This is a genomic window from Micromonospora sp. NPDC005686 (assembly GCF_042871665.1).
Lineage (GTDB): Bacteria > Actinomycetota > Actinomycetes > Mycobacteriales > Micromonosporaceae > Micromonospora.
In genome coordinates this window covers 180688-197013 of record NZ_JBIAIY010000011.1, presented here as the reverse complement: position 1 = coordinate 197013, position 16326 = coordinate 180688, and the positions used below count along the sequence as shown (strand labels likewise).

Below are 16326 nucleotides of genomic sequence, written 5' to 3'. Positions count from 1 at the left end.
GAGTGAGGCGGAGGGCGGAGAGTCGCGACGCTAGAATCCATCAGAAGAGAGAAGGAAGCACCGCGGGGAGCCGCCCACCGCGTACCGGATCATACGGACCGACGGCGACCGTCTCAGCCCCCTCTTCCGCCGGCCGCGCCTCTCAGCCGGCGAGCCGGCGGATCACCGCCACCGACCGGTCCACGTCCGCCTCCGTCGTGGTCGCGTTCGACACCGAGATCCGCATCAGCCGTCGTCCCCGCCACGTCGTCCCGCCCACCCAGCAGGTCCCGTCGGCCTGCACCGCGGCCACCACCCGGTCGGTGCGCGCGTCGTCGCCGAACCCGACAAGCACCTGGTTGAGCACCACGTCGTTCACCACCTCGAACCCGGCCGCGCTCAGCCCGTCGCCGAACCGGCGAGCCAGCGCGCAGCACCGCTCCACAAGCGCGGCGACGCCGTCGCGGCCCAGCTCCCGCAGGCCCGCCCAGGCCGCGAAGCCACGGGCCCGGCGGGAGGACTCCGCGGTCAGGTCCGCCCCTGCCGGCACGCCGCCGGACCCCACCAGGTACGCGGCCGTGTACGACATGGCCGCCGCGTGCGCGTCGGGCCGGGCGCAGAACGCGAACGCCGTGTCGTACGGCAGGTTCAGCCACTTGTGACCGTCGCAGGCCCACGAGTCGGCCAGTTCCACCCCGTCCACCAGGTGCCGGATGCCCGGACTGGCCGCCGCCCACAGCCCGAACGCGCCGTCCACGTGCGCCCAGCCGCCGTACCGGTGGATGAGGTCGCAGGCGCGGCGCAGGTCGTCGCACGCGCCGGTGTTCACGTTGCCCGCCTGCAGGCAGACGACGGTCGGGCCGGGGCCGGCGTCGCGCAGCGCCACGGCCAGTGCGTCCGGGTCGATGGCACCCTGCCCGTCGGTGGGCACCGGGCGTAGCGCGTCGGTGCCGAGGCCGAGCAGGCGCAGCGACCTGTCGACGGTGGCGTGCCGTTCGGCGCCGGCGAGCACCCGGACCGGGGGTGCGCCGCGTAGGCCGTACCGTTCCACGTCCCACCCGGCGTCGGCGAGCACCTGGTGGCGGGCGGCGGCGAGCCCGGCGGTGTTGGCGGCCTGCCCGCCGGTGACGAACCCGACCGACGCGGTGGCCGGGATACCGAGCAACTCCTTGAGCCAGGTCCCGGCGGCCGTCTCGGCGGCCACCGCGGCGGGGGAGGTGACCGCGTTGAACGCGTTCTGGTCCCACCCGGCGGCCAGCATGTCCGCGGCGGTGGCGGCCGGTGACGCGCCACCGATCACGAAGCCGAAGTAGCGCGGCCCGGCGGTGGCGACGAGTCCCGGTTCGGCGGCGGCCACCAGCTCCGCGAGCACCTGCTCGGGCGGGGTGGGCGCGTCCGGCAGCGGGACGGCGAACGCCTTGTTCAGCGCGGCCTGGTCCACGGGTACGCCGACCGGCCGGTCCGGCAGCGACAGCCGGTAGTCGGCCGCGTGGTCGGCGGCGTGCCGGAACAGGTGCCTCAGCTCGTCCATCGCCGCACCCTAGCCGAGGCCGCACTCCATCCGAGCTGCCCTCATGAACGGTCCTGACCATCGGTCACCCCGAGTGCGGCGTCGAGGCGGTCCAGGTGCGCGGCGACCGGCCCGACGGTGAGCAGGCCGCTACCGGCCCCGGCCACCTCGTGCGCCGCCGGGGCCAGCGCGACGCGGGCCCGGCGCATCGCGTCCCGGTCGTCGAGCGCCACGGCGGCCCGGCCGGTCAGGCACCACAGCGCCTCCAGCAGCAGGTCGTGCGGCGGCGCCGGGGTGCGGCGCAACGCCCTCGCGGCCTCGCCCCGGCGGCCGGCGGCGAGCAGCAGCAGCGGGCGGGCCCACGGCGCGTACGGGCCCCAGTCGGTGTCGTCGGGGAAGGCGGCCGGCCGGTCGTGCCACACCCGCAGGCACAGCAGCGTCAGCGGCGGCAGTCCGCGTTCCACGCCGGGCATCCCGCAGCCGGCCAGCCCGGTCGCCCACGTCAGGTACGCCGCCTCCGCGTCCGGGTACGCGGCGCCGGTCGCGGCGGTCCGCATGGCCCGGTAACCGCCCGTGAACACGCCGACCAGCGGGCTCTCGTGCCGGGCGGCGAGCCGGTCCGCCGCGTCGGCGTGCGCGTCGGCGGCGGTGAAGTCGGCGTGCGCGCTGCGCGCCTGCACCCGGATCAGGTGCCCGAGGATCTCCACTGTGGCCAGGCCGTGCCGGGCCGCGAGCGCGACGAGTTCGGCACCGATCGCGTCGCGCCGAGCGGCCAGTCCGGCCTGCTGGAACGTCTGCATGTACAGGCCGTTGAGCGCCTGGGCCAGCAGCGCCGGGTCGGCCACCCGCCGGGCGATCGCCTCCGCCTCCCGCGCCGCCTCGGCCGGGCCCGGCGACGCCGTACCCCGGGACTCGATCGCGACGGTGGCCAGCAGCCGGGCGCGGGTCGCCTCCGGCGCGTCCGGGCCCAGCCCGGCCAGGGCCCGCTGCGCTGCCGTGACCACCCGGGCCGCCTGCGCCGGGTCGTCCGAGCGGGTCCAGATCGCGGGTACGTCGTACCCGCCGATCACCCGCGCGGTGAACTCCGGGTCGCCCAGTTGCTCGGCCGCGCTGATGGCCGCCTCGCGCTGGCCCCGGGCGGCCTCCAAGCCGCCCGGCCCGGTCACCGCGAGGCTGCGCAGCATCCCGACCGTGGACTCCAGCCGGGCCCGCGCGCCGGGCACCACACTGCGCTCGTACGCGGCGGCGGTCTCCGCCCAGACCCGTGCCGGGCCGGTCGGCTCGGGTTCGGCCTGGCGCAGCAGGTCGGTCTCCAGCCGCCGCAGCCGCGGTCCCGGGTCGAGTCCGAGCTGGTCGCGCAGCAGCTCCCGGGCCCGGCGCAGCACGGCGAGCGCGTCGGCCTGCCGCCCGGCGCGATAGAGCGCCGACGCCAGCAGCGCCCACCCGTCCTCCCGCCACGGATACTGCGCGACGTGGGCGTCGAGATCGGGCACGGCGTCGGCGGCCCGGTCCAGCGCCAGCAGCGCCTCGGCCCGCCGCTCCACGGCTGTCAGCCGGATCTGGTCGAGGCGGGACCGTTCGGCGTGCGCCCACGGCTGGTCGAAGTCGGCGTACGCGGGCCCGCGCCACCAGCCCAGCGCCTCGTCGAGCCGGTCGAGCGCGGCCCGGGGCAGCGCGTCGGCGACAGCGGCGACGGTGTCCTCGAACCGCCAGGCGTCGACGCTCTCCGGTTCGGCGCGCAGCGCGTACCCCGGTCCGCCGGTGACCAGCAGCCGGGCCGGCTCGCGTGGCGGACGGTGCGGTTCCAGGCGGCGGCGCAACGCCGCGACGAACGTGCGGACCGCGCCCACAGCGCCGGCCGGCGGGTCGTCCCACAGGTCGTCGACGATCTGCCCGACCGGCACGGTCCGGCCCCGGGCGGCGACCAGCCGGGCCAGCACGGCCCGGTGCCGGGGCCCCTTCAGGTCGACCGGCGCACCCGCGTCGTCCCAGGCCGTGACCGGACCCAGCACACCGAAACCGACAGGCACCGACCCCTCCTCGACCCGGTGGTCACCGTATCGCGCTCATCGGCTGCTCATCGGGCGCCGCCACGCTTGACCGGTACGACGAGACGAAAGAGGGATCAAGATGAGCACCGCCATCGCGGGATTCGACTACCAGCGCGTTCCGGTCGCCGAGGGTGTGGCGCTGAACGTGGCGGTGGGAGGCTCGGGCAGCCCGGTCGTGCTGCTGCACGGCTTCCCGCAGACCCACCTGATGTGGCGGCACGTCGCCGCCGACCTGGCCGCCGAGCACACGGTGATCTGCCCCGACCTGCGCGGCTACGGCGCCAGCGACAAGCCGGCCGCTGCCACCGAGGACACCTACAGCAAGCGGACCATGGCCGCCGACGTGGTGGCGCTGGCCCGCGCGCTCGGACACGAGCGGTTCGCGCTGGCCGGGCACGACCGGGGCGCCCTGGTGGCGGTCCGGGCCGGCCTGGACCACCCGGACGCGGTCACCCACCTGGCGTCGCTGGACGTGCTGCCCACCCTCGACATGTGGGACGTCCTGCACGGCGCCTCCGCGTCGGTGGCGTTCCACCTCTACCTGATGGCTCAGCCGCCCGGCCTGCCCGAGCAGATGATCGCGGCCAGCGCCGACGCGTTCTTCGGGTACTTCCTCGACGCCTGGGCCGGTGACCCGGCGGTCATGCCGGCGGAGGTGCGCGCCGAGTACCTGCGGGCATCCCGGGAGGCGGTCGACTCGATCGTCGCGGACTACCGGGCGTCGGCCGGGATCGACGTGGCGCACGACCGGGCGGACCGGGACGCCGGGCGTCGGCTGGCCATGCCGGTCACCGTCATCCAGCAGGACTGGGGCGCCGCGCTCGGCTACGACGCGGCGGCGGTGTGGCGGGCCTGGGCCCCGGACCTGGAGCACCGCACCACCACGGCCGGTCACTTCATGGCCGAGGAGGCCCCCGGCGAGATCGCCGAGGCGCTGCGCGCGCTGCTCAAGCGATAGGTACGGCGGTCCGGGCGCGGCTCGCGCCCGGACCGTCCGCCCTCGTCCGCTCAGCCGGCCCGTCTCCGGACGTGCCACAGGCCGAACGCCGCCAGCAGACCGGCCGCGCCGAGGTGGAGCGCCAGTTCGATCCACTGGAACGCCCAGAACCGGCGGTTCGGCTGGTAGGCCAGGTCCACGTGCAGGTCGAGCCCGCCGAGGCAAACCGCGGTGTCACCGAACGTGCCGGTGGCGCCGGTGCGCGGCGGGTCACGGAAACAGGTGCCGCACCAACCTGGAGATCGGCGCGGAGCTGTTCATCTCGCTGAGCACCGTCAAGAGCCACGTCTCCGCGGTGCAGACCAAGCTCGGCCTGCGCAACCGCACCGAGATCGCGGTCTGGGCCTGGGAGCACCGCGTCGTCGACTGAAAACGTTGGCGCACGACATACCGTACGTTGTACGTTAGTGCCCTCGTCGACGGAGGGGGCACAAACGTGGAACACGCGATCCTCGCGGAGGGCCTGCGCAAGCGGTACGGGGACACGGCCGCGCTGGACGGATTCGACCTGCGGGTGCGACCGGGCACCGTGTGCGGGCTGCTCGGCCCGAACGGCGCCGGCAAGACCACAGCCGTACGCATCCTGGCCACGCTGCTGCGCTTCGACGCCGGACGGGCCGAGGTCGCCGGCTTCGACGTGGCGGGGCAACCCGACCAGGTGCGCCACCGCATCGGCCTGGTCGGGCAGCACCCGGCCGTGGACGAGGCGCTGAGCGGGCGGGAGAACCTGGTCGTCTTCGGCCGCCTGTTCCACCTGGACCGGGCCGGGGCGAGGCGGCGCGCGACCGAACTGCTCGACCGGTTCGGGCTCGCCGACGCCGGCGGGCGGCCGGTGCGCACGTACTCCGGTGGCATGCGCCGCCGCCTCGACCTGGCGGCGGGCATGATCCTCGCGCCGTCGGTGCTGTTCCTGGACGAGCCGACCACGGCGCTCGACCCACGCGGGCGCAACGAGGTCTGGGAGGCGGTACGCGACCTGGTGCGCGGTGGCACCACAGTGCTGCTAACCACGCAGTACCTGGACGAGGCCGACCAGCTCGCCGACCGTGTCTGCGTGCTCGACGCCGGACGGGTGATCGCCGAGGGCACCCCGGACGCGCTCAAGTCCCGCCTCGGCGGCGACCGGATCGAGCTGGTCGTCCGCGACGCCGCCGACCTCGCCACCGCAGCCGGGCGGCTGCGCGCCGTCGCCGTTGCCGAACCGGCCCTCGACAGGGACCGCCGGGCGGTCAGCGCCCAGGTCGGCGACCGGGCGAGCGCGCTGACCGAGGTGCTGCGCGCGTTGGACGCCGACGGCGTGGGCGTGGTCGACGTCGCGCTGCGGCGACCCACACTGGACGAGGTGTTCCTCCAGCTCACCGGCGTTTCGTCCGCCAGCCGGACCGGCATGGAGGTGACCGCGTGACCGCGACCGTGACCCCGGCCCGGCGGCCGTCCCTGGCCACCGACGGCCTGACCCTGACGGGGCGCGCGCTGGCGCACTGGCGGCGCGAGCCCGGCCCGCTGATCGGCTCGCTGGGCTTCGACATCCTGATGGTGCTGATGTTCGCGTACCTGTTCGGCGGCGCGCTCCAGGTGCCCGGCGGGGGCAGCTACCGCGAGTTCCTGATGCCCGGCATGTTCGCCATGACCATGGTCTTCGGCATCAGCATGACCACCATGGCGGTCTCGGCGGACCTGGACCGCGGCGTCACCGACCGGCTGCGGTCCATGCCGGTGTCCCGGCTGGCCCCGCTGCTCGGCCGCGCGGTCGCCGACCTGATGTTCGCGGTGGTGACGCTCGCCGTCATGCTGCTCGTCGGCCTGGCCGTCGGGTGGCGGGCGCGCGGCGACGTCGCAGACACGCTCGCCGCGCTCGGGCTGATCCTGCTGCTGCGGTTCGCGCTGGTCTGGGTGGGCGTCTTCCTCGGCCTGACCGTGAAGGGGCAGAGCGCGGTGACCGCCGTGCAGACGCTGGAGTTCCCGCTCGGCTTCCTGTCCAGCGCGTTCGTGGCGCCGTCCACCATGCCCGCGTGGCTGGGCGCGGTAGCCGAGTGGAATCCGCTGTCGGCGACCGTCGGGGCGACCCGGGAGCTGTTCGGCAACCCCGGCTGGGGCGGCGACTCGTGGGTGGCCGCGCACCACCCGCTGCTGGCGGTGCTGTGGCCGCTGGTGCTGGTCGCGGTGTTCCTGCCGCTGTCGTTGCGCCGCTACCGGGCGCTGAGCCGCTGAGGCGCACCCCCGGGGGCGGTGCACGCTCCGCCCCCCGGGGGTCCGGTCACGGCCCGGTGAGCACGACCAGCTCGCCGGTGGCCCGGGTCATCGCCACGTACCGGTCCACCGCGCCGGCGACCCCGGCGCCGAACGACTCCGGGTCGACCAGCACCACCAGGTCGAACTCCAGCCCCTTGGCCAGCACCGGGCTCAGCGACTGGACCCGGTCCGTCGCCGGGAACGCCGGATCGCCGATGACGCACGCGAGGCCCTCGCTGTGGGCGGCGAGCCAGCCGTCCACCACCGCGCGCAGGTCGGCGCGGTCGCCGTACCGCACCGGTGCGCCGTCGCGGATGGAGGTGGGCACGTTGGCGTCCGGCAGCACGGCCCGGATCACCGGCTCGGCCGCCGCCATCACCTGCGCCGGGGTGCGGTAGTTGACGGTCAGCGTCGCCACCTCGATGTGGTCGAACCCGACCCGCGCCAGCCGGTGCGGCCACGACTCGGTGAAGCCGTGCCGGGCCTGCGCCCGGTCGCCGACCACGGTGAAGCTGCGCGACGGGCAGCGCGCCAGCAGCATCTGCCACTGCGCGTCGGTCAGCTCCTGCGCCTCGTCCACCACGACGTGCGCGAACGGCCCGGCCAGCAGGTCCGGGTCGGGCACGCTCAGCGCGCTGGAGTCGACCAGGCTGGTGCGCATGTCCTCGCCGTACAGCATGGTCATCAGGCCCTCGCCGTCGTCGTAGGCGTGCGACGCGATCAGCGCGTCGACCACCGTGTCCATCTGCGTCCGCTGCGCGGCCAGCACCGCCTCGTCACGCCGCCGCCGCAGGGACGCCTCCGGGTCGCCGACGCGGCGCCGGGCCGCGTCCAGCCACGGCAGGTCCGCCACCGTCCAGGCCCGGGGGTCGGCCCGCCGCAGCGTACGGATCTCCTCCACGCTCAGCCCGGGAGCGCACCGGCGCAGGTAGGCCGGCACCGACCACAGGTCGGCCACCACGTCGAGTGGGTCCAGCAGCGGCCACGCCCGGCCGAACGCGGTGACCAGCTCCCGGTCGCGCCCCAACGCCCGGCGGACCGTCTCCTCCGGCTCGTCGCCGCGGTACTTCTCCACCAGGATCGTGAGCAGTTCCTCCCACACGTCGTCGCGGCCCTCATTGTGCGGGACGCCCGGACCGGCCGCCTCGAACGCCGTCACCCAGTCGTCGGCGGTCAGCCGCAACTCGACGTCCTCGACAGCGACCGTCATCCCGGTGGCGGGCGGCTCCTCGTAGAACCGGACCGCGGCGTCGACCGTCCGCACCGGATCCGCTGACGCCTTCAGCCGGGCCACCTCCGGGTCGGTCTCCGGCGCCGCCGCCGCGCCCTCGGGCACCAGGTCGGCCGGCGTGCAGATCTGCACGTCCTCCTCACCGAGGCTGGGCAGCACATCGGACACGTAGTTCAGGTACGGCTGGTGCGGCCCGACCACCAGCACGCCGCCCCGGCGCTCGCCCAGCCGCGGGTCGGCGTGCAGCAGGTAGGCGGTGCGGTGCAGCGCCACCACCGTCTTGCCGGTGCCGGGACCGCCGTCGACCACCAGCGCGCCCCGTGATCCGGCCCGGATGATCGCGTCCTGATCGGCCTGGATGGTGCCGAGCACGTCGCGCATACGGGCCGACCGGGTCGCGCCCAGGCTGGCGATGAACGCCGACTGGTCGTCCAGCGCGGCGTGCCCGGCCAGAGCGTCGGCGGCGAACACCTCGTCCCAGTAGTCGGTGATCCGGCCTCCGCTCCACCGGTAGCGGCGGCGGCTGGCCAGGCCCATCGGGTCGGCGTGGGTCGCGCCGAAGAACGGCTCGGCGGCGGGGGAGCGCCAGTCCAGCAACAGCCGGCCGCCCGCGCCGTCGGTCAGGCCGAGCCGACCCACGTACACCGGTTCGGCGCCGTCCGCGCCGACCATCCGGCCCAGGCACAGATCCAGGCCGTAACGGCGCAGCGTACGCAGGCGCGCGCTCAACCGCCGGACCTCCTGGTCCCGGTCGACCGCCTGCCGGCCCCGGCCGCCCGCGGCCCGGCGCGTCTCGTCGAGCCGGTCGGTCAGCTCGGCGATCGAGCGGCGCAGGCTGTCCGCGATGGCGGCGAAGTGCCGCTCGTCGGCGGTGATCAGTTGCGGGTCGGCCTTCGCCGACAGACGCTCAGGAAGATCGAAAACGCTCGTGGTGGGCAGGTTCAACTCGTCTCCGATCACGGGCACGGCCGAGCCTCCGCTCTTCGCGGCTCTTTCGAATGCCTCGGCAATGGGTTACGGCCGGCAATTGTGCGCCCTTACCCGGGTCTTGCGGCAAGACCGGGGGTGCGCTATATGTTGGTAGTGGCGGGAGAACCCGCCATTCTTTTTGCGCGAACAATTCTCGGGCCGCCCTTTTCCGGCGTCCCGCCGACGGCCGGTGACCGGCGTGGTCGGTAGGATGACGGCACCATGTCGAAGGAGCGCCGGCGCAAGGCCGATCCCGCCCGCAGCCTGGCCCTTCTCTGGCGCACCCGGGAGCCGGCCAGCCGGGGCGCCGGTCCCGCCCTCAGCGTCGAACGGATCGTGCGCACGGCCGTCGAGATCGCCGACGCCGAGGGCATCGACGCGCTCACCATGCGCCGGGTCAGTGAGGCGCTCGGCGTCGGCACCATGTCCGTCTACACGTACGTGCCCGGTAAGGCGGAACTGCTCGACGTCATGGTGGACACCGTCCTCGGTGACCTCCCGCGCCCGGCCGACGTGCCGGGTGGGTGGCGCGGCCGGCTGGAACGCATCGCCCGGGACAACCTGGTGCTCTACCGGGCCCACCCGTGGCTGCTGCGCGCCGAGACCACCCGGCCGGTGCTCGGCCCGAACGTGCTCGCCAAGTACGACTACGAGCTGCACGCCGTCGCGGACATCGGGCTCGACGACGTGGAGATGGACGCGGTGCTCACGCTCGTGCTGGGGCACGTCAAGAGCGCGGCCCGGGCCGCCCTGGACGTGGCCGAGCTGGAACGTGAGACCGGGATGACCGACGACCAGTGGTGGCAGACGCACGGGCCGTGGCTGGAGAAGTTCATGACCGCCGGCAGCTTCCCGCTCGCCGCGCGGGTCGGCACCGCCGCCGGCATGGCACACGGCGCCGCGTACGGACCGGACCACGCCTTCGAGTTCGGTCTCCAGCGGGTGCTCGACGGCATCTCGGTGGTGGTCGCCGAACGTGCGGCGGGCGCGGAGCGTGGAGAGGCCTTGTAATCCTACTGGTTAAGTAGGAAACTCCTTCCATCGGGCAGCCGCTTCGGTCACCCCTCGCCTCCGGCTGCCCTCCGTCGCCCCCGCGCACCCGAAGGACCCCCCATGAGCAACGCTTCCACGCCACCCGAACCGCCGACCTCCGGCAGTTCGCGGCTCGCGTTCAACGAGGACTGGGCCGCCACGATCCTCGGCCTCGCGCTGCTGCTCCTGGTGCTGGCCGGCGCCATCCCCGCCGGGCTGGTGCCGTGATGGCCGGCGCACCGGAACCCGCCGGCTCGGCCGCCGCCCAGCCGCGCGCCGCCGCTCAGCCGTCCACTGTCGTCGAGCCGCGCACCGCCGCCCCGGCCGCCGGGAGCCCTCCGGCCGCCGGGAGCCCTCCGGCCGTCGGGGCCGCGACCACGACGGACCGGCCGTCCGGAACGCCCTCGGACGCCACGCCGCCTGCCGACCTGCGCTCCGGCGCGTTCTGGGCGTGGACCGCCCTGGGCCTGCTGGTGGTGCTCGGCCTCGCCGCGCTCACCCGGTATCTGGAACAGAACGTGCCGGTCTGGGCCGAGGGCAGCGCCGTCGAGGACGTCGCAGCCGCCGTCGAGTACCCGGTCTACGCGATCCTGCTCGGGCTGCTCGGCAACGCCGTCGTCACCGTGACCGGCCTGCGTGAGCGGATCTCCGCGGCGTTCCGTACCGAGTTCTTCATCAAGACCGGCCTGGTGCTGCTCGGCGCCTCGATCAACCTCGCCGTCATCGGAAGCGCCGCCGGGCCCGCCATCGCCCAGGCGCTGCTGCTGATCAGCGGCGTGTTCCTGTTCACCTGGTGGCTGGCCGGACGGTTCGGGCTGGACGAGAAGCTGCGGGCGCTGCTGGCCTCAGCCGTGTCGATCTGCGGGGTCAGCGCCGCCATCGCCGCCGCCGGAGCGGTCCGGGCCCGCCGGGAACAACTCGCGTACACGGCCAGCCTGGTCATCGCATTCGCGCTGCCGTCGATCTTCCTGCTGCCGTGGCTGGCCGACGTGCTCGGCCTCTCCGACGCGGTCGCCGGCGCCTGGATCGGCGGCAACATCGACACCACAGCCGCGGTCACCGCCGCGGGCGCGCTCGCCGGTGAGGACGCGCTGCAGATCGCCAGCATCGTCAAGGTCACTCAGAACGCGCTGATGGGCGTGGTCGCGGTGGCGCTCACCGCGTACTTCGCGCTGCGGGTGGAGCGCCGCCCGGACGCCCCGCGCCCCGGCCTGGGCGAGCTGTGGCGCCGGTTCCCGAAGTTCGTCCTCGGTTTCGTAGCGGCCTCGGTGATCGCCACCTGGTACCTCGACTCGGCCGGAGCGGACGGCAAGGCCACCATCGCGATCGTCACCGACCTGCGGGTCTGGTTCCTCATCCTGGCCTTCGTCAGCATCGGTCTGGAGGTCCGCGTGTCCTCGCTGCGCGAGGCCGGCTGGCGGCCGGTGACGGTGTTCGCCGCCGCCACCGTGTTCAACCTGGTGCTGGCCCTCGGACTGGCCTCGGTGCTGTTCCACGGCTTCACGGTCTGACCCGCCCCGCCCGCACCTGGAGGAACACCGTGACCGAGCCCGCCGACACCCCGGTCGATGCCGACGTCGACGCGCTGCTCGGGCACGGCCGGCCTGAGCGCCGGGCCGGGACCGGCGTCGCTATCGTGGCCGCGTGATCACCTGCGTCGTGCACTACACGATCGACCCCGCACAGATCGACGCGTTCGAGCGGTTCGCCCGCACCTGGATGCGGCTGGTGGCACGGCACGGCGGCGTGCACCACGGCTACTTCCTGCCCGCCGAGGGCGCCAGCGACCAGGCCGAGGCGCTGTTCAGCTTCGAGAGCCTGGCGGCGTACGAGCAGTACCGGACCCGGTTCGGAGTGGACCCGGAGTTCGTCGCCGCCGACCGGATCCGTGAGGAGTCGGGCTGCGTGCTGCGGTACGAGCGCACCTTCATGCGCCCGCTCCTGCCCACCGACTGACACCCGGCACGCGGGCGCAGTGGGAGGCGCGGTCAACCGCTGCGCGGCGCGTCCGGGGTCTGTGCGGCGGCGGCGTAGCGGCGGGCCAGGCGGGCGAACGCCTCCCGCAGCTCCGGCGGCCCGATCACCTCGATGTCGGCGTCGTAGCGGCCGAGCACGGCGGCCAGCCCGGCCCACGACCAGCCGCCGAGCACCAGCCGGCAGCGGTCCGGGCCCAGCTCCTCGACGATCCCGTCGCGGGTCCACGCGGAGGCCGTCCGGGCGGGCAGGTCGAGGATCACCTCGCCCCGGCAGGGCCAGTCACCGGGCCCGGTGGCGCCCTTGAACCGGCCGGCGACGTACGCGGCCACGTCCCCGCCGGGCAGCTCACGGGGCGTGAAGCGGGGACCGGTGGGCGTACGCGGGCTGATCCGGTCGACCCGGAACGTGCGCCAGTCGTCGCGGTCGAGGTCCCAGGCGACCAGGTACCAGCGCCCACCCCAGGTGACGAGGTGGTGCGGCTGCACCCGGCGCGGCGGCCGATTCGGATCCGGGGGCGCGGCGGACACCGACTCGTAGTCGAAGCGCAGCTCCTCGCGGGCGTGCACGGCGGCGCTCACCGTCATCAGCAGCTCCGGTTCGACCCGGTGCCGGGCCGGCGCGTCGGCGCGTTGCACGTCGACCACCCGCAACGCGTCGACCCGGTGCCGCAGCCGTGCCGGCATCACCTGCCGGACCGTGGCCAGCGCCCGCGCGGCCGCCTCCTCGATGCCCGTCACGCCGCCGGCGGCGGTCTGCAACGCCACCGTGAGGGCGACCGCCTGCTCGTCGTCGAAGAGCAGCGGCGGCAGCGCCGAACCGGCGCCCAGCCGGTAGCCGCCGTCCGGCCCCTTGGCGCTCTCGATCGGATAGCCCAGCTCGCGCAGCCGGTCGACGTCGCGGCGCACGGTACGCGGGCTGACCCGCAGCCGTTCGGCGAGCAGCGATCCCGGCCAGTCCCGTCGCGCCTGCAACAGGGACAGCAGCGAGAGCAGTCGGGCGGAAGTCTTCGGCACGACACGCATTCTGCCGCGAGAAGAGGACACTTCCTGACCGCTATGCCTGCGAGGGTGGACCCGTACCGATCAGGACCGGAAGGAACCGATGACGATGACCGGCACCACCACCACGACCCCCACCACCCTGGACGCCGAGCGGGCCGACCTGCTGGCCGAGCTCGCCGACGCCCGGAACATGCTGATCAACACGGTGCGCGGCCTCACCGACGAGCAGGCCGGGCAGAAGCCCACAGTCAGCGCGCTCTGCCTGGGCGGGCTGATCAAACACGTCGCGTCCACCGAGGAGGCGTGGCTGCGGTTCGTGATCGAGGGCCCGTCGGCGATGTCCTTCGCCCTGCCCGAGGGCGTCACCTGGGAGGACTTCATGTCCGGCCAGGCCCGCGAGCTGCCGCAGTGGGCGATCGATCGGGGGCGGGACTTCCAGATGCTGCCCGAGGACACGCTGCCGGCCATCCTGGACCGGTACGCCCGCATCGCGGCCCGTACCGAAGAGGTCGTCGCCGGCGTCGAGGACCTGTCGGCGACCTGGCCGGTGCCGGAGGCGCCGTGGAGCGAGCCGGGCGCGGTCCGCAGCATCCGGCGGGTGCTGATGCACGTCATCGCCGAGACCACGCAGCACGCCGGGCACGCGGACATCCTGCGCGAGACCATCGACGGGCAGACCACCACCTGAGCCGGCCCGCAGGCCGGCGCCGGGCGGGCGGTCAGGCGGCCGCCGCCCGGCCCATCCGGGCCACCGCCTCGGTGAGCACGGCGGGGGAGGTGGCGAAGTTGAGCCGCACGAAGCCGGCCCCACCGGCGCCGAAGACGTGCCCGGAGCTGAGCGCCACCCGGGCCCGGTCGAGGAACATCCGCGCCGGCCCGGCCAGGTCGCTGGCCACCCCCGGCCCGTCTCCGGCCTCGGTGGGTACGCCGAGGTCGCGGCAGTCCAGCCAGGCCAGGTACGTGCCCTCGGGCGGCCGCCACGACACAGCGGGCAGGTGTTCGCTCAGCAGTGACCCGAGCAGCGCCCGGTTCGCGTCCAGGCCGTCGAGCAGCCGGTCCAGCCACGGACCGCCGGCCCGGAACGCGGCGGTGTGCGCGAGCACCCCGAGGTGGCTGGGACCGTGGCTGACCTCCTCCGGCATCCGGGCCAGGTCGTCCGCCGCGTCCGGCCCGGCGACCGCCAGCGCCGCCTTGAGCCCGGCCAGGTTCCACGCCTTCGACGCCGACACCAGCGCGAACGCGTTCTCCGCGCCCGGCACCGTCAGGTACGGCGTGAACCGGGCGCCGGGCAGCGCCAGCGGCGAGTGGATCTCGTCGGCCACCACCCGTACGCCGTACCGGGCGGCCAGCGCGGCGACTGTGGCCAGCTCGTCGGGGCGGTGCACCACACCCGTCGGATTGTGCGGGTTGCACAGCAGGAACGCCGGCCGGTCGCCGAGCGCGCGGGCACGCCGGAACGCCTCCTCCAGCGCTGCGGGGTCGAGCCGCAGGTCCGCGCCGAGCGGCGCCTCGAGGACCTGCCGCCCGGCGTTGGTGACGAACGCGTAGAACGGCGGGTAGACCGGGGGAGTGACCACCACCGCGTCACCAGGGCCGGTGACCAGGCGCAGCACCTCGACCGTACCCATCATCACGTCCGGCACGAGCGTGGTGCGGCCGACCGGGAAGTCGGCCCAGTCCCACCGCTGCGCGGCGAACCCGCCGACCGCCTCGGCGTACCCGGTGCCGTACGAGTAGCCGGTGTCGCCCAGCTCGACGGCCCGGCGCAGCGCCTCGGCCACCGGCGGCGCCAGCGGCACGTCCTGCTCGGCCACCCACAGCGGCAGCACGTCCGGCGGGTGCAGCCGCCACTTCACGCTGGTGCGCTGTCGCAGCTGGTCGAGCGTGAGCTGGGTGAGCGGGTTGCCCTCGTCGGCGGAAACGGCCATGCGTCCCACCCTAGGCGGCACCTACCATCGCCCGATGGCCCACCCGGCGTACCCGCTGCGCACGTCCCGGCTGCTGCTGCGCCCGGTGACGCTCGACGATCTCGACGACGTGCACGCCTGGCAGCGCCGCCCGGACGTGGTCCGCTGGATGCTCGGAGCCTGGCCGCGTACCCGGGAGGAGTCGCGGTTGTCGGTCGCGGCGATGGCGGCGGAGGACGCGCTGCGCGCGGAGGGCGACTGCCTGACCCTGGCAGTGGTCGGCGATGCCCGGGTGATCGGCGCGGTGGAGCTCGTCTGGCGCAGCCGGGTCGACAGCACCGCCGAGCTGGGGTACGTCTTCCACCCCGATCACGGCGGCCGAGGGCTGGCCACGGAGGCGGCCGGCGCGCTGCTGGACTGGGGTTTCGGCGAGTTCGGGCTGCACCGGGTGATGGCCCGTTGCCACGCGGACAACGAGCCGTCGGCCCGCCTGATGGCCCGGCTCGGGATGCGGCGGGAGGCGCGGCACGTGCGCAGCTACCGGTTCCGGGGCGGCTGGGCCGACCAGCTCGTCTACGCGATCCTGACCGACGAGTGGCGGTCCCGCTGAGCCGGGTCAGGACACGGCGACCGAATCGCCGACCCGGATCTCGCCGGTGGTCAGCGGGACCAGGCGGATGCCGAACCAGGTCTTGCCGTCGTGGCGCCGGTGCCGGGCCAGCGTGCGGATCGGCTCCTTCCCGCTGGCGAGGGTCTCCGGGTCGATCAGGGTCACCGAGCAGCGGTCGCAGCGTTCGGACACCCGGAAGTCGACGGCGCCGATGCGAACACGCGTCCAGCCGTCCTCGGCGAACGGCTCGAACGGCCCGTCCAGCACCACTGTCGGCCGGAACCGGGCCATCACCAGCGGCTCCGGGGCGGGCTCGCCGCGCTCCAGCGCGCCCTCGACGATCCAGTCCCGCAGCCGGCGCAGCGACGGCGCCGTGGCGAGGAGCAGCGGTCCGGCGTCGGACAGGTTGAGCGGATCGTCGGGGCCACCGCCGTGCTCGGCCGACATCGGCCGGCGGCGCGGATCGTCCAGCCAGGCCAGCCGCACCGGACGGCCCAGCCGCGCGGAGAGCCAGTCGTGGGCCCCGGCGGGAGCGAGCCGGACCGTGTCCAACCGGGACACGCCGGTGGCGACCGGCGATCCGTCCACCGGTTCGGCGACGGTGAGCGACGCGCCGTCGCGGGCGGTGAGCGTGACCGACCCGGGTCCGGGCGCGGCGGTCAGGCCGAGCAGGTCCGGCAGGGCACTCGACGTCAGTTTGCCGCCGTCGGGGCGCAGCAGCAGCCAGCGACGGTCGTGCCGCAACCCCCACGGCTCGACCACGGCCCGGTCGACGTCGGCGCCGCCGAGGGACTTGACCGGATACAGGTGCGCCGAGGCGAGCCGCATCA

Annotated in this window: 17 protein-coding genes; 10 read left to right on the top strand and 7 right to left on the bottom strand. The window is 74.7% G+C overall.

Translation table 11 applies throughout. The features are described 5' to 3' along the window. Positions 1-142: 142 nt before the first annotated feature. On the bottom strand, positions 143-1510 hold the full coding sequence (locus ACFYON_RS24565) for a pyridoxal-dependent decarboxylase (RefSeq protein WP_354869622.1): 1368 nt from the start codon (positions 1508-1510) through the stop codon (positions 143-145). A 41-nt stretch (positions 1511-1551) separates the two neighbouring features. Beyond that, complete coding sequence (locus ACFYON_RS24560) at positions 1552-3519, bottom strand: BTAD domain-containing putative transcriptional regulator (RefSeq protein WP_354869619.1); 1968 nt, start codon at positions 3517-3519, stop codon at positions 1552-1554. Between the two features lie 100 nt (positions 3520-3619). Between ACFYON_RS24560 and ACFYON_RS24555 the strand changes: the two genes are divergently transcribed. Next, positions 3620-4498 carry an alpha/beta hydrolase gene (locus ACFYON_RS24555; RefSeq protein WP_354869617.1) on the top strand — a complete coding sequence of 293 codons (879 nt, stop codon included), beginning with the start codon at positions 3620-3622 and terminating at the stop codon, positions 4496-4498. 50 nt (positions 4499-4548) lie between these two features. On the opposite strand, the gene ACFYON_RS24550 is transcribed toward ACFYON_RS24555, so the two are convergent. Then, positions 4549-4677, bottom strand: coding sequence for a hypothetical protein (locus tag ACFYON_RS24550; RefSeq protein WP_354869615.1), 129 nt, complete (start codon positions 4675-4677; stop codon positions 4549-4551). 95 nt (positions 4678-4772) lie between these two features. Here ACFYON_RS24550 and ACFYON_RS24545 point away from each other — a divergent pair, with 95 nt between their 5' ends. The 3 genes from ACFYON_RS24545 to ACFYON_RS24535 all read left to right on the top strand — a co-directional run bounded on the left by ACFYON_RS24545 (position 4773) and on the right by ACFYON_RS24535 (position 6748). Then, the gene (locus ACFYON_RS24545) at positions 4773-4907 is read left to right on the top strand and encodes a response regulator transcription factor (protein ID WP_387188523.1); all 135 of its coding nucleotides are present in this window, start codon (positions 4773-4775) and stop codon (positions 4905-4907) included. Between the two features lie 66 nt (positions 4908-4973). Continuing rightward, the gene (locus tag ACFYON_RS24540; RefSeq protein ID WP_354869613.1) at positions 4974-5942 is read left to right on the top strand and encodes an ATP-binding cassette domain-containing protein; all 969 of its coding nucleotides are present in this window, start codon (positions 4974-4976) and stop codon (positions 5940-5942) included. Next, complete coding sequence (locus ACFYON_RS24535; RefSeq protein ID WP_354869611.1) at positions 5939-6748, top strand: ABC transporter permease; 810 nt, start codon at positions 5939-5941, stop codon at positions 6746-6748. Before ACFYON_RS24540 ends, ACFYON_RS24535 begins: the two co-directional genes overlap by 4 nt. Before the next feature lie 46 nt (positions 6749-6794). Here ACFYON_RS24535 and helR read toward each other — a convergent pair whose 3' ends face one another. Then, on the bottom strand, positions 6795-8966 hold the full coding sequence (gene helR / locus ACFYON_RS24530; protein WP_354869608.1) for an RNA polymerase recycling motor ATPase HelR: 2172 nt from the start codon (positions 8964-8966) through the stop codon (positions 6795-6797). 225 nt (positions 8967-9191) lie between these two features. Between helR and ACFYON_RS24525 the strand changes: the two genes are divergently transcribed. From ACFYON_RS24525 to ACFYON_RS24510, 4 genes are all read left to right on the top strand, one after another. Beyond that, a complete protein-coding gene (locus ACFYON_RS24525) occupies positions 9192-9980 on the top strand; it encodes a TetR/AcrR family transcriptional regulator (protein ID WP_354869605.1) in 789 nt (262 codons plus the stop codon). A gap of 102 nt (positions 9981-10082) precedes the next feature. Further along, a complete protein-coding gene (locus ACFYON_RS24520) occupies positions 10083-10229 on the top strand; it encodes a hypothetical protein (RefSeq protein ID WP_354869602.1) in 147 nt (48 codons plus the stop codon). Beyond that, entirely contained in the window at positions 10229-11512 is a 1284-nt protein-coding gene (locus tag ACFYON_RS24515; protein ID WP_354869599.1) for a putative sulfate exporter family transporter, read from the top strand. The genes ACFYON_RS24520 and ACFYON_RS24515 overlap by 1 nt, the downstream gene beginning before the upstream one ends. 133 nt (positions 11513-11645) lie before the next feature. Beyond that, entirely contained in the window at positions 11646-11957 is a 312-nt protein-coding gene (locus tag ACFYON_RS24510) for an NIPSNAP family protein (protein ID WP_354869597.1), read from the top strand. A gap of 32 nt (positions 11958-11989) precedes the next feature. Here ACFYON_RS24510 and ACFYON_RS24505 read toward each other — a convergent pair whose 3' ends face one another. Beyond that, a complete protein-coding gene (locus ACFYON_RS24505) occupies positions 11990-13000 on the bottom strand; it encodes a helix-turn-helix transcriptional regulator (protein WP_387189945.1) in 1011 nt (336 codons plus the stop codon). Positions 13001-13085: 85 nt separating this feature from the next. Between ACFYON_RS24505 and ACFYON_RS24500 the strand changes: the two genes are divergently transcribed. Continuing rightward, a complete protein-coding gene (locus ACFYON_RS24500; protein WP_354869593.1) occupies positions 13086-13667 on the top strand; it encodes a DinB family protein in 582 nt (193 codons plus the stop codon). Between the two features lie 31 nt (positions 13668-13698). On the opposite strand, the gene ACFYON_RS24495 is transcribed toward ACFYON_RS24500, so the two are convergent. Next, complete coding sequence (locus ACFYON_RS24495; protein WP_354869592.1) at positions 13699-14907, bottom strand: MalY/PatB family protein; 1209 nt, start codon at positions 14905-14907, stop codon at positions 13699-13701. A 34-nt stretch (positions 14908-14941) separates the two neighbouring features. On the opposite strand from ACFYON_RS24495, the gene ACFYON_RS24490 reads away from it, so the two are divergent. Beyond that, positions 14942-15496: a GNAT family N-acetyltransferase gene (locus ACFYON_RS24490; RefSeq protein WP_387321086.1), complete on the top strand. Its 555-nt coding sequence runs from the start codon at positions 14942-14944 to the stop codon at positions 15494-15496. A 6-nt stretch (positions 15497-15502) separates the two neighbouring features. Here ACFYON_RS24490 and ACFYON_RS24485 read toward each other — a convergent pair whose 3' ends face one another. Then, a complete protein-coding gene (locus ACFYON_RS24485) occupies positions 15503-16324 on the bottom strand; it encodes an MOSC domain-containing protein (RefSeq protein ID WP_387321084.1) in 822 nt (273 codons plus the stop codon). Positions 16325-16326: the final 2 nt, after the last annotated feature.

What these genes read in the sequence shown, in the direction of transcription:
- ACFYON_RS24565 (WP_354869622.1), bottom strand. Translation starts at nt 1,510, where the DNA reads ATGGACGAGCTGAGGCACCTGTTCCGGCACGCCGCCGACCACGCGGCC.
- ACFYON_RS24555 (WP_354869617.1), top strand. Translation starts at nt 3,620, where the DNA reads ATGAGCACCGCCATCGCGGGATTCGACTACCAGCGCGTTCCGGTCGCC.
- ACFYON_RS24525 (WP_354869605.1), top strand. Translation starts at nt 9,192, where the DNA reads ATGTCGAAGGAGCGCCGGCGCAAGGCCGATCCCGCCCGCAGCCTGGCC.
- ACFYON_RS24520 (WP_354869602.1), top strand. Translation starts at nt 10,083, where the DNA reads ATGAGCAACGCTTCCACGCCACCCGAACCGCCGACCTCCGGCAGTTCG.
- ACFYON_RS24515 (WP_354869599.1), top strand. Translation starts at nt 10,229, where the DNA reads ATGGCCGGCGCACCGGAACCCGCCGGCTCGGCCGCCGCCCAGCCGCGC.
- ACFYON_RS24505 (WP_387189945.1), bottom strand. Translation starts at nt 13,000, where the DNA reads ATGCGTGTCGTGCCGAAGACTTCCGCCCGACTGCTCTCGCTGCTGTCC.
- ACFYON_RS24500 (WP_354869593.1), top strand. Translation starts at nt 13,086, where the DNA reads ATGACCGGCACCACCACCACGACCCCCACCACCCTGGACGCCGAGCGG.
- ACFYON_RS24495 (WP_354869592.1), bottom strand. Translation starts at nt 14,907, where the DNA reads ATGGCCGTTTCCGCCGACGAGGGCAACCCGCTCACCCAGCTCACGCTC.
- ACFYON_RS24490 (WP_387321086.1), top strand. Translation starts at nt 14,942, where the DNA reads ATGGCCCACCCGGCGTACCCGCTGCGCACGTCCCGGCTGCTGCTGCGC.
- ACFYON_RS24485 (WP_387321084.1), bottom strand. Translation starts at nt 16,324, where the DNA reads ATGCGGCTCGCCTCGGCGCACCTGTATCCGGTCAAGTCCCTCGGCGGC.